Below are 14,085 nucleotides of genomic sequence, written 5' to 3' on the forward strand. Positions count from 1 at the left end.
ATTAAGAAGAATCAAGCACTTAGGTCACAAGCCTAAGTGCTTTTTTCTTGCCTTCTAATACTTCGTCCCCCGCTTTCTAATACGCGGCTGACTGTCAGGCTGCCTTCTCGGTCCGTTCGGGCTGTCGATCGTTGGGCGCGATGACCTTGGTCAAGTGCCGCTTGATGTACTTTTCGGTTGTCGTGACGCTGTCGTGGCCGCAGAGCGCCGAGATCTCTTCGAGCGGCACGCCACCCTGATACATGTCAGTCGCCCCTTTGGCTTTGGCGTCGTACGGCGCGAAGTCGGCGATCTTGCAGGCAGCGATGTGGCGCCGTGCCATGGAGCTCAGGCCCATCTGCGTGTAAGGGTGCCCGTCGCGGGTGCAGATGAGGTACATCGACGTCACCTTGCGCTTCTGTGCGGCGCGCGCGGCCGCCATTTCGTCGAAGCAGCGCTGGAGCGTCGCAGTCACCAGGATCTTCAGCCTGGCACCGGTTTTGGACTGCCGGAACGACAGAATTCGTTGGCCGCCTTCTTCGATGATGTTGGCCTTCGTCCACGTCAGGATGTCAGCCGGGCGCTGGAGCGTCCGGTACATCAGTTCCATCCATGCCCGCACCGGCGCTGAGGCGACGTCGTAGACCGCGTTGTATTCGGCATCCGAGATGTAGCGATCACGCTCGGTCTCTGGGTTTCGCGGGACTTGGAGGCAGACGTTTCCTTTGATTCCGCTGCCCGTCTGCAGAATCATCCAACTCATGCAGGAACTCAACGCGGCCTTGTCGCGATTGGCCTGAACCGGCCTCTCCTCGGCTGCACCGATGGCCAGGTACTCAGCGACATGGGGCGCCTCCACAGACCGCGGGATCATGGTGCCGAAGAAGTCCTTGAGCAACGGCACGGCCTTCTTGTAGTCCTTGAGCGTCCGGGGCTTGTTGAGTCCCTTTGCCACCTGGCCCTCCATGAACTTCAACCACTCGTCCATCCACCAGGCCATCGTCCCGCGCACCGAGGCACCGTCGTTGTAACCGGCGGCGATGGCCTTTGCCGCCTCCAGGTCGGCGCCCAGCCCCTCCCAGCGCTGCTTGCCTTCTTGATCTGGGGCATGGATGTAATAGAACTGCCCTGACTTGAGCGTCAGTCGCTTGGGCAGCCCTTGCTCAGGATTTTTACGCGGTCTTCCCATCTGCCTTCGCCCCTTTCTTTTTTCGTGATGCGAGCCGCGCCAGCAGCGCGTCCCTGTTTGGCTCCTGGCTTCCGGCCACAACGATCTGTGCTGCTGCGGAGTTGCCACCCAACGGCGGTCGATCGCCCAGCGCCAATCGGTCACCCACGGCGGTGCGGGAGACCAGCGGGCGACCATCAGCGCCCGGAACAAATGGCACCCCGATACGCTTCAAGAAGCGCTTCTGGGCTGCGGCCTGTGTGAGAGGACTCGTCAGTGCAGCCACTTCGGCCTCCAGGAGAAATGGGGGGATCACGGGACCCTCCCTCTGACGACACCGTCCGCGTTCTCGAACTTCTTCTCGCCGCCACGAAGACGGCGCTCACGACATTTGTCGCGGAGAGACTGCATCCGTCGGCCACAGCCATGAACTCCTGCGCCAGCAACTCGACTGGTTTTGCACGGGGTCATGATTGGCTCGTTGCGCAGGACGCGTTGTTTGGATGCCTCTAATTTCTCACCGTCTTGTATCCAAAAACGCGAACTGCGCTGCGAAACACCCCTCGAATTTCAACGTTCCTCGGACGAGGTTCCCGTTCGAAGAAGCCGAAAGGCAACCGACCTTTACTGGTTGCTGTCGCAGCGCTCCAGCCCCACGGATACATCACCGTCGGGCGTCAGCCCATACTTCGTCACCATCGCCGTCACGCTGCCGCCCCTGAACGAAGCCGGGCGCTTGTCGCAAATGAAGTAGATCCCGTCCTTGGCATTCACGAACAAGGCATCGCTCGATGACTTCAGCTTCACCGAAATGGGCTTTCCTACGACCTGCGCGGAGGTCTTGACGACGTCGCCTTGCGTTTGGCCGATGATCTTCTTCAAGCCGTCGTAGGTGATCGGTCCAGGATCTGCGGCGTGAACGCAGGTCAGCGTGAATAGTCCGAACGAGAGCGCGGCGGCGCGAGGCACAAGAACGCTGTACACGGTGAACTGCATGGTGATGTCTCGGTCAGGTTTAGTGGCTTCGGTATTGATCGGGCACGTCTGCGCCGGTTGGATCAGCGGTTGCGCTTTCGACGCAGTTCTTCGAGTGTCTGCATCGCGGATGCATAGGTCGACGCGCGCACGCCACCATTTCGCAGAAGACGCAAATGCAAGGCCGTGTTCAGTTCGACTTGGTCAAGTGAAGCTTGTGGACTTCCCGCGCCGGATGCCGCAGCGCCACGCTCGTCACTCAGCGCGTCGGGCCGAATACAACTTTCGTCAGCAATGGCCGAGCCATCTGTTGCCTTCGTCATACGAGAATCGCGCCGGGCAGCGCACGCACGTGCTTGCGTGCAAGATCGACGAGCCGGATGCCGTGCCACGAGCGCCATCCGGCCCACAAAAAAACGAGCCCCACGCCGAACAGCGGTACCAAGCCCAAGCCGAGGATCATGATGCCCATCACCATGGCGTAGCCCATCACCGAACTGCCACCGAGGTCCGTTGCGAAGAGCTTGCCATCGCCACCCCTCACTGCCACCAGCAGATCGGTCTTCTTCCCGCCTTGCATCACGTGCAGCTCGACGGACTCCCCGCTGTCCAGCGCGGCACCCAACTTGCCATCGAGACCGCCCACTACGCTGACGTTGCGCAGCATCTGCCCATCGCCGAGTTCGATATATGAATACACAGTCGAGCCGAACCGCTCGCCCGCCTCCTGCACGCTGGGCCCCAATTCCTTCAGAATGCCCGTGAAAATCGCGATGGCCATTTCTTGTTTTCTCTGTCGTTGGTTGATATGAAGTGGAGAACGGGGTCGATGCGCGGAGCCGCTCCAAGAACGTTCTCCCGAGCTATGTGAAATACGGGATGCGTGCTGTCGTCGATCGCCCGCCAGCAGCCTTCAAGCGCTGCGCAACCTCGAATCGGCCGAGTCGCAGCGCTTCTGCGAGCGGCGATACGCTGATGGTCAACATTTGCGATCCGACGCCGAAGTCGTACCGGCCACCTTGATCTGCGTTGGCACCCTGCGTCAAAAGGGCGTCGACCAAGGCCACGTCACCGCCCCAAACGGCCAGCATCAGCGGTGTCGCGCGCACTGAGCTCAACCGCGTACGGCCAGCCGTCTTGACGTCGACCTTTGGCAACAGCGCCAAAGGCTGCAGCACGCCTTCATTGCCCACGCCGAATGTCTGGATCACGTACAAGCGCTGCAAATCGTCCGAATCGATCGGCAAGGCGTCGAGCGCCGCGCCGATGGCGCCATCCTTGCCGCCCGACAGAAATGTTGATTCCAGACAGAACGCCGACTGCCCGCCGCCCAGGGCTACCGACACCTTCGCGACCGTGACGCCTGCCTCTTTGAAAAGGCGAGCTGCCTGGAGGTTGCCTTGCGTGATGGCACGGCAGACATCGTGTGGTGCCAGGCTGAAACCCTGGCGCGCCAGCAGTTCGACGGGTGATGCCGGACGCACAACGGCATCGCGGATCGCCTGCGTGTCCTCCTTGATTGCGTCCGCAGTGGCACTTGCCGATTCCGCCGCGACGGCAGCGCGCTTCGCATTCCATCCGATGGAGGTCAGCAGTCCGCCATGATCGGCACGGGCGCGCGACCAGACAGTGAATGTCGCGCCAAGCGACAGCAGCAGGACGATGGACGCAAAGCCTGGGCGAGCGCGGGCCATCCGCAGACCCTGGGCGACTGCGCCAGTGACGCTCCGCGACCGCGCGCTTGCTGAACTCTTTCCGGCGAGATAGAGGGCCAGCCCGATGCTCAATAGCCAGCCGGCGAGCGCGACGTAGCCAGTGAACTGCGCGGCCTGTCCCGCCAAGTCTGCGTACAGGCTCAGGCTTGCGCTGACGGTCGTGCAGACGACGAGGGCCGTCGCGTTCAACGCGGTGAGGCCGGCGCGCGCCGCTTCCGAGAAGACGTCGCTGCCGGGCTGCGGACTACTTGGCAGGGGCTGACTCACCGCCCGCCACCCCACGATTCCTCGCGTCGCCTTGGCATCGCACTGCAGAAGCTCACGACTTTCCTCCACCGCATTCTGGTTTTCAACAAATCGAATATAGCTGATTTGCGTTTTATTAAGCGTCGTTTTTATATGCCCATAAAGCGACCCTCACCGACATGTCAGCCAACCTTCCAAGGGGTCGGCCCCTGGGGTCGACGACATTCGATCCTGTCGTTGCCTCGTCGTTTGGCAAGGCGGTCGTCGAGATGCGCACCGCCCACGGTATGTCCCAACTCGCATTGGCGATGGAGGCATCCATCGAGCGTGCGCACATGGGACGGATCGAACGCGGGGAGCGGGTTCCAAATCTGGTGGCGATCGTTAAGATCGCCACCGCTCTGGGCTGCATCACCACAGCGCTCGTGCAGCAGTTCGAACGCCAACTCGTGGCTGCAGGCGACAACGGCAAATAGTCCGATTCGACGCGTCAAGGCGCCCGACCAGGGCCGCGTTTGCGCCCCTGGCTCTTGCGCTTGATGAAGTCCGGCATTTCCTTCTCCGCCACCGGCCTGACCGGCCGTGCCGTCTCCACCGAGTCCCGCACGATTGCCACGGCGCGCGCTTTGTGCGACCTGCGCCCACCCGCATTCCAGTTCAGCCCGTACCATGCCACCGTTGCCGCCGAGCTCTCGCCGATGACCGCAGCGATGTCCTCATCGTCCCAGTCCTCTGCCCGCATGTCGCTGACGACAGCGTGCCGGAACAGGTAGGGCGACAGCAGCACATCGCTCGGCCTGGGCGGCTTGTGCCGCGGGAACATCTTCTCGGACACGCGTGCCATGAACTTGCGCAGCGGCTCGGGCTCGGCGTGCACCGTCATGCCGCCGGCCGCGCGCACCTGCTCGTAGGCCCAATCTGGGAACACGCCACGTGTGAGTTGGAATTGCCGCCACGGCTGGCCCGTGTGCTCGCGGACCTTACCGCCATTGATCCGCACCAGAACGTTGCTCTCCACTAGTGTCCTGTCCCGTTAATTCGCAGGCACGATAGCTGCATGGTTTCGGGCCATCCTTGAGGTGCCGCCATGCCCAATGCAACGACCCGAACAGAAATTGCGCTTAGTGAAGTGGAGCGCGCGGAACTGACGTCCATGGCGCGATCACGTTCGCTGCCAGCGGCGTTGTCGCTCAGGGCGCGCATCGTGCTGACTTGCGAAGGCACAGATAAAGCCAGCACCGCGGTTGCGCAGGCTCTGGGGATCAGTCGTAGCACTGTCACCAAGTGGCGCGGGCGCTATGCGCGCCATCGCATTGCAGGGCTTTACGACGAGTTGCGCCCGGGTCGCCCCCGCACGGTAGATGACGAGCGTGTTGCTGAGTTGATTACCAAGACGTTGCACACCAAGCCTGCTGATGGGGGTACCCACTGGAGCACCCGCACGCTGGCCGCCGATACGGGCATCAGCAAGAGCACGGTGGCGCGCTATCTGCAGACCTTCAACCTCAAGCCGCACCGGGCCGACAGCTTCAAGCTGTCGACCGATCCGCTGTTCATCGAGAAGCTGCGCGACGTTGTGGGGCTGTACCTGAACCCACCTGACAACGCGCTGGTGCTGTGCGTGGACGAGAAGAGCCAATGCCAAGCTTTGGAGCGTACGCAGCCGATGCTGCCAATGGGGTTTGGCTATGTCGAAGGTGTCACGCACGACTACGTGCGCCACGGCACCACCACCTTGTTCGCGGCCCTGAACGTGATGAATGGCCAAGTGATCGCGCAGTGCCGGCCCCGGCATCGTCATCAAGAGTTCCTTGCCTTCCTGCGCGCCATCGACAAGGCAGTGCCCGACGAACTGGATGTGCACTGCATAGCTGATAACTACGCCAGCCACAAGCATCCAAAGGTGCGCGCTTGGTTGGCCGAGCGGCCTCGCTGGCACATGCACTTCGTTCCGACCTATTCAAGCTGGCTCAATCAGGTCGAGCGCTTCTTCTCGATCATCACCACGCGGGCAATCCGCCGTGGCTCGTTCACCAGCGTGAAGGATCTGATCAACAAGATCGACACATTCATCGCGAATTACAACCAGTCCTGCCAGCCGTTTACTTGGACAGCTACAGCAGACTCCATCCTCGAAAAACTCGCCAGACTATGCGGGCGAATTAACGGGACAGGACACTAGCGACAACTGCACCCCGCTTTGCAATTCCACCGGCCGCAATCCGCACGCATTCAGCAGCGCGCACGGCATCGCATGATCGGAGAACTGCACCGCGTCCAGGAACTGCTCGCGCCAACCATCAGGAAGGTACTTGAGCATGCGCGACTTCGGCTGGGGCGTCCGCGTCGTCTCGCCTGCCCTTTCCAGACAGGACTCGCGGTCCAGGTTGACCAGATGCGCCAACCTCCGCATCTCCCCTTGCAGCCGCGTGAGCATCTGGGGCAGCAAACCGAACAAGTCGCGGCCGACAGATTGGATGGCGCCTGCGCTGGTCTTCACCTCCTCGATGGCGAAGTGACGCAGTGCCGACCGGTATGCCGTGAACGACTGCTTGGCACCGGACAGCCGTCCGACGGCCATGGTCAGCTTTTCCGCCCAGCCGCCGTCGAATTCCTCCATCGCCTCTTCGACGCGGATGACCTTGCATCGGTAGTCCTCCACCGTCGAGGCTTTGGGCAACGTGGCGTGCCGCCGTTGCCGTTCTGCTTCGAGAGCGCTGAGCACCGTTTTCGTTGCTTCGAGTGCGTTGTCCTTCGTTGGCGAATGCAGCCTTGCGAAAGCGAAGGCAGCTTCGATCGCGATGTGCTTCATGGTGTGGGCTCCTCGACTGCGGCATGCTGCGCATGCCTTGAGGCTTCGCCTGCTGCGACCGGCCCGCCCGAGGGCACCGGTGCTGGCGCACCGACGCCCCCGACTAGTGTCCTGTCCCGTTAATTCGCCCGCATAGTCTGGCGAGTTTTTCGAGGATGGAGTCTGCTGTAGCTGTCCAAGTAAACGGCTGGCAGGACTGGTTGTAATTCGCGATGAATGTGTCGATCTTGTTGATCAGATCCTTCACGCTGGTGAACGAGCCACGGCGGATTGCCCGCGTGGTGATGATCGAGAAGAAGCGCTCGACCTGATTGAGCCAGCTTGAATAGGTCGGAACGAAGTGCATGTGCCAGCGAGGCCGCTCGGCCAACCAAGCGCGCACCTTTGGATGCTTGTGGCTGGCGTAGTTATCAGCTATGCAGTGCACATCCAGTTCGTCGGGCACTGCCTTGTCGATGGCGCGCAGGAAGGCAAGGAACTCTTGATGACGATGCCGGGGCCGGCACTGCGCGATCACTTGGCCATTCATCACGTTCAGGGCCGCGAACAAGGTGGTGGTGCCGTGGCGCACGTAGTCGTGCGTGACACCTTCGACATAGCCAAACCCCATTGGCAGCATCGGCTGCGTACGCTCCAAAGCTTGGCATTGGCTCTTCTCGTCCACGCACAGCACCAGCGCGTTGTCAGGTGGGTTCAGGTACAGCCCCACAACGTCGCGCAGCTTCTCGATGAACAGCGGATCGGTCGACAGCTTGAAGCTGTCGGCCCGGTGCGGCTTGAGGTTGAAGGTCTGCAGATAGCGCGCCACCGTGCTCTTGCTGATGCCCGTATCGGCGGCCAGCGTGCGGGTGCTCCAGTGGGTACCCCCATCAGCAGGCTTGGTGTGCAACGTCTTGGTAATCAACTCAGCAACACGCTCGTCATCTACCGTGCGGGGGCGACCCGGGCGCAACTCGTCGTAAAGCCCTGCAATGCGATGGCGCGCATAGCGCCCGCGCCACTTGGTGACAGTGCTACGACTGATCCCCAGAGCCTGCGCAACCGCGGTGCTGGCTTTATCTGTGCCTTCGCAAGTCAGCACGATGCGCGCCCTGAGCGACAACGCCGCTGGCAGCGAACGTGATCGCGCCATGGACGTCAGTTCCGCGCGCTCCACTTCACTAAGCGCAATTTCTGTTCGGGTCGTTGCATTGGGCATGGCGGCACCTCAAGGATGGCCCGAAACCATGCAGCTATCGTGCCTGCGAATTAACGGGACAGGACACTAGGCCACCCGCAGACTCCGACACCACAGCGCCTCCGCTTCGCGGCCCCCCTGGCAAGCCAGGGGGTGCGGCGTACATTACCGGACGGAACGTTGCAGGATTACTGTGATGTTCCGCACCGTCCGGTAATGTGCTGGCGCACGCTTCGCGATCGTTGTTCTTCGTTTTCGTTGAAGCCCCTTCGGCCTCGGTTTTTTCTTCGTTGTCGTAGCCCAGCGCCATGGTCATGCTCCTGGCTGCGCGGGTGACGCTGGCGCTGTCGGCGCGGTTTCTGCCTTGGCGGCGTCGCTTTGCGCGCGACGCTTGCTGGCCGTGCTGCCCGTCTTCCTGTCTTGCGGCTCCGTCAGCACCACGAGGTCCACGATGTTGACGATCTGCCGCGCGATGGTTGCGCGCTGCAGGTCGGACATCCGGGCCGTGATGTGCACATCCAAGCCACCCTCGGCGTTCGGCTGTGCGTGGCCGATTTCGGCCTTTCCTTCAACCTGCAGGGACAGCTTGCACGGTGCAACCTCGGGCTCGCTTGGAGCATCCACTGTCGTCTTCGCCGCCGCCACCGCCTTCTCGATCCTGTCGATCACCTTCGGGCCGGCGAGCGCGCCACCTTCTTCGCGGATGTTGGCAACTTCCAGGCCTACCGCTTCGTGGTCTGTCGCCCACGCATCCTTGAGCCGCTTGATGTCTTTGACCCGGATGTCGTTGGGCGACGCGAAAGCGGAGACCATCAGCTGCGGCAGGTCGCTGAGGTCGAAGGCTCGGTTCACTTTCGAGAGGCTGACGCCGAGCGTGGTGGCCAGGTCGGTCTGGGACATCTGCGTTGCCTGCATCGCATGCCGAACCTGCTGGCCGAACTCCCACGGGCTCAGGTCCGCACGACCGAGGTTCTCGCGCAGACGGTCAAGGCAGTCATGTGACGGCTCGTCCGAGGTGACGATCATGGCCCGTACCAGTAACCGTGCGGCAATGCACGCGAGCAGACGCCGCTCGCCGGAGACGAGTTGATAGCGTTTAGGCTCGACGTTGATCTGGCGCACCTGGATGGGCACGAGATTGCAACCACCAGCCAGGATGCCGCGCAGCAGTTCCTGGTCGCGCTCGTCTTCAGGGTCGCGAGGCAGGCGGTTCGGGTCTTTCGGAATGACGATGCTGTGCGGATCGAGCAGCAGGATGATGCCGGCAGTGGCAACGGACGGCTCGGACGCAACCACATTTGTGTCGTCGGACAGCAGGATGTCGAGTTCGCCCGCAAGTACGGGCTTCATCGGTGGAATAGGGACGGCGGTGTGGACGGTAGCGTTGGGCATAGGAGGTTCCTGATCGATGGATACGAAGCCATCGCAGACACCCCGGCCATCGCGCCGTGGTGCCACGATGGACCAGAGGAAACAGTACCGAGAAGAGGGCGGCTTGTGGGCCGAAACGGCCGGTTTACCCCCTGCTCATTTCAGGCCCCTCGGATAGGCCGGTCGATGCGATTGATCGCGCTACGGAACGGGGATGCAGGACGGCGGAAGAAAACGCTGAAGGCACTTCAGTTCGCGGGTCCACGCATCCAGCGTGGAACGCTTCATGGAAGGCTCGCTCAATGTGCCATTCGCCACCAAGTATTCGGCTCGGCGCCGGAACGCGCGACGCAGCACTTCCGGGACGCGTTCAGGCCCGTCGACACAACCACCGACGGCGATGAGTCCGGGATAGCGCACCAGATCATCGATGGCACGGCGCAGCAGTTCGGGCGCGGCGCAGCGTGGGCACAGCACCATCGCCTCGTGCGCATTGAACCATCGCGGCCGGCCGGGTCGACCGCACTGGCGGCAGGTGCAGCGCGAACGTTGCGTGCAACGACGCGCGATGCCGAGCATCACGCGGTCCGCGAAGGGCATAGTCACGTCGAGTGAGTCCGTGTCGAAGTCCGGCAACAGGTTGCCCAGGGACCGTTCGCGTGCGGGCGTCCGAACTGCCAGCAGTTGACGGACCGTGTCTCGCCACAGACGCTGCCATCCCGGTGGAACCGCACCATAGATGTTCATCGCGATGGTGATCGCGTCTTCAGTCGTGGCGGCGTACTCGAACCAGTAGGTGCTTGACTCGGTTGCCGTGTCCGACGACATCGCGTCCTGCGCGCTCATGCGAATCCCATCCGCATGCGGGCGGTGGAGCGCGTCGACGGCATGTCGCCGACGCGGATGGTCGAGCGGCCAGCCAAGGCCGCCGCGCCGAGGGCGGCACGCAGCGTACGCGCGAGATCACGCGGCACGCCGGTGGCGAGCGCATCCGCGACGTCATCTGGAAGTTCCGAGTCGAAGTGCCGTGACCAGGCGCCGGCCGTGACGACTTCACGGTAGGCACGTGCCGCGATGTCGCGCATTTGCGCTGGCGTGGGCCGCTGGATCTCGTAGTGCAGGAACCTCGACCGCAACGGCTCTGCGATCAGATCCGGATCGTTGCACGTGGCGATCCAACGGATGGCGCCGAGGTTCAGCGGCATGCGCAGGCCGTCATCGACGAAGCGGGCTGCAGTACCTGCTTCCAGCAGTTCGTACAAGGGTCTCGTCGGGTCGTGGCTGGAGAAGACGGCCGCCTTATCCAACTCGTCGACCACGACGACAGGGTCGGGTACGCCACCGTCGGCGAAGCTGCGCACGAGGTAGCCAGGACCGCCACTGTCGTACTGCGTGTTCAATCCGCCCAAGCCGAACGACGCCGTGGCCTGCGCCATCGAAAACGTCTGCATCGGAACGCGCAAGGCTGCCGCGACCTCCCTCGCGAAGTGGGACTTGCCGATGCCCGGAGAGCCGTCGAGGAGCATGGGCGCAAGCACCAGCGGGCTGCCCGGTGCCAAGCGCGCCAATGCCGCAGCGCGGCGGATGTCTTCGATGGGCGCGGCAAAGTTGGGGAAACGCCGACCCAGGTCGAGCAGGGAGCCATCCTGGGGAGTAGCGCTGCTGGGCCAATGCGCCCCTCGGTCAGCGAGGATGTTCAGCACGCGCTTGACGCTTCTGCCGGCATTGCCGGTTTCGCTTTCCGAGGATACTTTCAACTGCTCGAGGTCTTCGGGCGCATAGACCTCGACCATGTTGGACAAGGCTGGCTCTTGTCGCTGCGCGTCGGCAGCGGACCGCGCACCGTCGAGCAATGTTTCTACGTAGAAACTGAGTTGGGCACGGTCTGCACTGCGGGCAGAGCCACTTCTCGATGCACTGGCCATGGCTCAGCTGCGCTTCATGCTCGACATGCGCTCGTAGTACCACTCGCGCAACTCCCATACTTCGCGCGGGCAGCCTTCCGGGCCCGTGTGACGGTGGATATCGCACTTTTCGCGGAACTCTGCCGCCAGCGCCGACTGCGCCTGCTTGCGCCGAAGGTACTTGTGCAGTCGCTCCAGGACGGTGAATGCGCCGACGCCGTCGTAGACCAGGTTGTGGCAAACCCGGTTTTGCTTGCCTACTGGCTTGGGGCTGTACAGACGCCCCTGAACGCCGACGGCCCACGAGAACTCTCGCAGCATCAGCTCGTCGTTCTGGCTGACGTTCAGCCTCAGGCGGTAGGTCGGCCGGCGCCCGCTGACCCCATAGGTCTGGCGGGCGATGTGGATGCAGCCCTCGCCGTCCATGACGCCGGCGGCCCAACCGAGGTCGGCTTCTTCGGCGTGGCGGCGCTGAGAGATCGGGCTGAGCGCATGGCCGACCCTAGTGTGGCACGCCCCAGAATCTGGATTGATCCCTGCCGTCATTCCGGTCTGTGCAGGTCCAGAGGGGCCCTGGCCACCAGCCGGGGGCTGGATCGGTGTACCTCGGAATACGCCTTCGACTCGTGCAGGCAACGCTCCTTGGGAGTTGCAGTCACCCTCGACTGCAACCCCTGAAAATCCGCCGTCGTACTTCATGCTCATAATGTGCTCCTAGCTGATCAACGTCATCAGCTTGTTGACACTTTAGCGGACGAAAATGATTAGCTACAAGATCATTTCGATCAGCTTGTTGTCTTTTAGCAACGAGGCACGCATGATTCGGATTCATCTTTCCCGCCTACTGGGCGAGAACAAAGAGAAATTGGCTGACTTGATCCGGTCGACGGGCTTGGCGCGCAACACCGTTGCTGGCCTTTATCACGAGACGACCAGTCGACTCGACATTGAAACGTTGAACGCGATCTGTCAGCACTACCAGTGTGGTGTTGCCGACCTCCTGGAGTACGTGCCAGAGCCCGAAGGTGCCGCCTCGGTAGGCGAAAAAAGTTCGAGTGACCAAGTGCCTATGCGTAGGTCAGGGAAGCTCAGCTGATGCAAGTGCATGAGATGCATCAAGTGCTATTGCCCCTTCGGACTTTCCTTGTGCTGGGTCCGACTGCCTCGCGCGCCGCTCGCAGATGAAGATTGGAGAACTGACGTGAAGAAGAAAATTGCTTGTGTCGACTTGTTCTGCGGAGCGGGCGGACTGACCCATGGTTTCATCTTGGAGGGCCTTCCCGTCGTTGCAGGCATCGACCTCGATCCCGCTTGCCGCTTCCCTTACGAAGCGAACAACGGGCAAGCCCGCTTCATGGAACGCGACATCAGCAAAGTCACAACCGAGGAGCTTGACGGTCTGTTTAGCGATGCAGATCTGACGATCTTGGCGGGTTGTGCCCCTTGTCAGCCGTTCTCCACCTATGCCCAGCGGTATGAACTGGATGGGAAAGACGGCAAATGGGGACTGCTCTATCAATTCGCGCGCCTCGCCCAAGGTTCGATGCCTGACGTCATCACGATGGAGAACGTGCCCACCGTCGCCAAGCACGAGGTCTTTCACGACTTCGTCGATACGTTGAAACGGCTCGGCTACGAGGTTTGGCACGACGTCGTCGATAGCTCCCGCTATGGAGTTCCGCAGATGCGGCGTCGGATGGTGCTGCTGGCCTCAAAGCATGGCCGCATCGAGATGATCCCGCCGACCCATGAAAAGCCGAAGACCGTGCGGCAAGCCATTTCGCATTTGCGCGCGCTCAGCGCTGGTGAATCCGCACCTCGGGACAAGTTGCACGTCACCTCGACTCTGTCGGATACCAACCTCAAACGGATCAAAGTTTCCAAGCCTGGCGGAACGTGGCGCGACTGGCCCCCGCATCTGGTTGCGGAATGTCATAGAGCCGAGAGCGGACGCACTTATCCGGGTGTCTATGGGCGCATGGAATGGGACAAGCCCGCGCCGACGATGACGACTCAATGCTATGGGTTCGGCAACGGCCGCTTTGGCCACCCGGAACAGCATCGGGCCATCTCCTTGCGGGAGGCCGCGATCTTGCAGAGTTTCCCGCGCGACTACGCGTTCGTCCCGCGGGATGGCGAAGTCTGCTTCAAAGTGCTTGGACGCCTCATCGGTAACGCAGTGCCCGTCGATCTCGGGCGTGCCATTGCCCGCAGCATCGACCAGCACCTTGCAGCGGTCGTACGCTGACAGGCGAGGGGTCCTGAACGATGGCCAGACTCAGCAAACTCGTGCCCACTTCATCCGACACCAGTCGCCGGATGGCGAAGGTGAGGCAGAAGGGCACGGACGCCGAGTTGGCTTTGCGCCGGGAAATGTATCGCCTCGGTCTGCGCTATCGGATCGATTTCCAGGTCTTGAAGCAACCGCGCCGTGTCGCTGACGTTGCATTCCCAGGCCGCAAGATCGCCGTCTTCGTCGACGGCTGCTTTTGGCACGGGTGCCCGCAACACGCCACTTGGCCCAAGAACAACGCGGATTTTTGGCGGCAGAAGATCGAAGCTAATCGCCGACGGGACGTAGATACGACGGCACGGCTCGAAGCCAATGGCTGGACAGTGCTTCGGTTCTGGTCGCATGAGTCTCCAAACGAAGCGGCCAAAGCCGTTGCGCGCGTAGTCGCCCAGGTCGACGCGACGCGTCTCGCCTCGTCGTCTGCTGCTAGCGACGAGAACTGACG

The 14,085-nt window shown here is 62.1% G+C and carries 18 protein-coding genes; 5 read left to right on the forward strand and 13 right to left on the reverse strand.

What is annotated here, in order from left to right:
• Nucleotides 1–94: 94 nt before the first annotated feature.
• The 6 genes from M5C96_RS18310 to M5C96_RS18335 all read right to left on the reverse strand — a co-directional run bounded on the left by M5C96_RS18310 (nucleotide 95) and on the right by M5C96_RS18335 (nucleotide 4,104).
• Nucleotides 95–1,168 carry a tyrosine-type recombinase/integrase gene (locus M5C96_RS18310; protein WP_272564566.1) on the reverse strand — a complete coding sequence of 358 codons (1,074 nt, stop codon included), beginning with the start codon at nucleotides 1,166–1,168 and terminating at the stop codon, nucleotides 95–97.
• On the reverse strand, nucleotides 1,152–1,463 hold the full coding sequence (locus M5C96_RS18315) for a DUF4224 domain-containing protein (protein WP_272564567.1): 312 nt from the start codon (nucleotides 1,461–1,463) through the stop codon (nucleotides 1,152–1,154). The genes M5C96_RS18310 and M5C96_RS18315 overlap by 17 nt, the downstream gene beginning before the upstream one ends.
• A 308-nt stretch (nucleotides 1,464–1,771) precedes the next feature.
• Complete coding sequence (locus tag M5C96_RS18320) at nucleotides 1,772–2,143, reverse strand: hypothetical protein (protein WP_272564568.1); 372 nt, start codon at nucleotides 2,141–2,143, stop codon at nucleotides 1,772–1,774.
• A 62-nt stretch (nucleotides 2,144–2,205) separates the two neighbouring features.
• The gene (locus tag M5C96_RS18325; protein ID WP_272564569.1) at nucleotides 2,206–2,445 is read right to left on the reverse strand and encodes a hypothetical protein; all 240 of its coding nucleotides are present in this window, start codon (nucleotides 2,443–2,445) and stop codon (nucleotides 2,206–2,208) included.
• Nucleotides 2,442–2,903, reverse strand: a complete 462-nt coding sequence (locus M5C96_RS18330) for a hypothetical protein (RefSeq protein ID WP_272564570.1) — start codon at nucleotides 2,901–2,903, stop codon at nucleotides 2,442–2,444. Before M5C96_RS18330 ends, M5C96_RS18325 begins: the two co-directional genes overlap by 4 nt.
• Nucleotides 2,904–2,985: 82 nt before the next feature.
• Nucleotides 2,986–4,104, reverse strand: a complete 1,119-nt coding sequence (locus tag M5C96_RS18335; RefSeq protein WP_272564571.1) for a hypothetical protein — start codon at nucleotides 4,102–4,104, stop codon at nucleotides 2,986–2,988.
• 266 nt (nucleotides 4,105–4,370) lie between these two features.
• Here M5C96_RS18335 and M5C96_RS26855 point away from each other — a divergent pair, with 266 nt between their 5' ends.
• On the forward strand, nucleotides 4,371–4,559 hold the full coding sequence (locus tag M5C96_RS26855) for a helix-turn-helix domain-containing protein (RefSeq protein ID WP_336297865.1): 189 nt from the start codon (nucleotides 4,371–4,373) through the stop codon (nucleotides 4,557–4,559).
• A 14-nt stretch (nucleotides 4,560–4,573) separates the two neighbouring features.
• Here the strand turns inward: M5C96_RS26855 and M5C96_RS18345 are convergent, their stop codons facing one another.
• Nucleotides 4,574–5,101 (reverse strand): hypothetical protein, encoded by a 528-nt coding sequence (locus M5C96_RS18345; protein ID WP_272564573.1) that lies wholly within the window; start codon nucleotides 5,099–5,101, stop codon nucleotides 4,574–4,576.
• 69 nt (nucleotides 5,102–5,170) lie between these two features.
• On the opposite strand from M5C96_RS18345, the gene M5C96_RS18350 reads away from it, so the two are divergent.
• Nucleotides 5,171–6,265 (forward strand): IS630 family transposase, encoded by a 1,095-nt coding sequence (locus tag M5C96_RS18350; RefSeq protein WP_272563777.1) that lies wholly within the window; start codon nucleotides 5,171–5,173, stop codon nucleotides 6,263–6,265.
• On the opposite strand, the gene M5C96_RS18355 is transcribed toward M5C96_RS18350, so the two are convergent.
• From M5C96_RS18355 to M5C96_RS18380, 6 genes are all read right to left on the reverse strand, one after another.
• The gene (locus M5C96_RS18355; RefSeq protein WP_272564574.1) at nucleotides 6,233–6,895 is read right to left on the reverse strand and encodes a hypothetical protein; all 663 of its coding nucleotides are present in this window, start codon (nucleotides 6,893–6,895) and stop codon (nucleotides 6,233–6,235) included. The genes M5C96_RS18350 and M5C96_RS18355 overlap by 33 nt on opposite strands.
• Before the next feature lie 103 nt (nucleotides 6,896–6,998).
• Nucleotides 6,999–8,093 carry an IS630 family transposase gene (locus M5C96_RS18360; protein ID WP_272563777.1) on the reverse strand — a complete coding sequence of 365 codons (1,095 nt, stop codon included), beginning with the start codon at nucleotides 8,091–8,093 and terminating at the stop codon, nucleotides 6,999–7,001.
• Between the two features lie 291 nt (nucleotides 8,094–8,384).
• Nucleotides 8,385–9,464 carry a ParB/RepB/Spo0J family partition protein gene (locus M5C96_RS18365; RefSeq protein WP_272564575.1) on the reverse strand — a complete coding sequence of 360 codons (1,080 nt, stop codon included), beginning with the start codon at nucleotides 9,462–9,464 and terminating at the stop codon, nucleotides 8,385–8,387.
• Nucleotides 9,465–9,644: 180 nt separating this feature from the next.
• Nucleotides 9,645–10,289, reverse strand: coding sequence for a hypothetical protein (locus M5C96_RS18370; RefSeq protein WP_272564576.1), 645 nt, complete (start codon nucleotides 10,287–10,289; stop codon nucleotides 9,645–9,647).
• On the reverse strand, nucleotides 10,286–11,236 hold the full coding sequence (locus tag M5C96_RS18375; protein WP_272569774.1) for an AAA family ATPase: 951 nt from the start codon (nucleotides 11,234–11,236) through the stop codon (nucleotides 10,286–10,288). Before M5C96_RS18375 ends, M5C96_RS18370 begins: the two co-directional genes overlap by 4 nt.
• A gap of 135 nt (nucleotides 11,237–11,371) precedes the next feature.
• Nucleotides 11,372–12,052: a hypothetical protein gene (locus M5C96_RS18380; protein ID WP_272564577.1), complete on the reverse strand. Its 681-nt coding sequence runs from the start codon at nucleotides 12,050–12,052 to the stop codon at nucleotides 11,372–11,374.
• 55 nt (nucleotides 12,053–12,107) lie between these two features.
• On the opposite strand from M5C96_RS18380, the gene M5C96_RS18385 reads away from it, so the two are divergent.
• The 3 genes from M5C96_RS18385 (at nucleotide 12,108) to M5C96_RS18395 (ending at nucleotide 14,083) form a co-directional block, all read left to right on the forward strand.
• Nucleotides 12,108–12,443 carry a helix-turn-helix domain-containing protein gene (locus M5C96_RS18385; RefSeq protein ID WP_272564578.1) on the forward strand — a complete coding sequence of 112 codons (336 nt, stop codon included), beginning with the start codon at nucleotides 12,108–12,110 and terminating at the stop codon, nucleotides 12,441–12,443.
• A 105-nt stretch (nucleotides 12,444–12,548) separates the two neighbouring features.
• Nucleotides 12,549–13,595: a DNA cytosine methyltransferase gene (locus tag M5C96_RS18390; RefSeq protein ID WP_272564579.1), complete on the forward strand. Its 1,047-nt coding sequence runs from the start codon at nucleotides 12,549–12,551 to the stop codon at nucleotides 13,593–13,595.
• A gap of 20 nt (nucleotides 13,596–13,615) precedes the next feature.
• Nucleotides 13,616–14,083: a very short patch repair endonuclease gene (locus tag M5C96_RS18395; RefSeq protein ID WP_272564580.1), complete on the forward strand. Its 468-nt coding sequence runs from the start codon at nucleotides 13,616–13,618 to the stop codon at nucleotides 14,081–14,083.
• The last annotated feature ends 2 nt before the right edge of the window (nucleotides 14,084–14,085 follow it).

Origin of the sequence: Acidovorax sp. GBBC 1281 (assembly GCF_028473645.1) — a bacterium.
In the GTDB taxonomy this organism is placed as follows: Bacteria; Pseudomonadota; Gammaproteobacteria; order Burkholderiales; family Burkholderiaceae_C; genus Paracidovorax.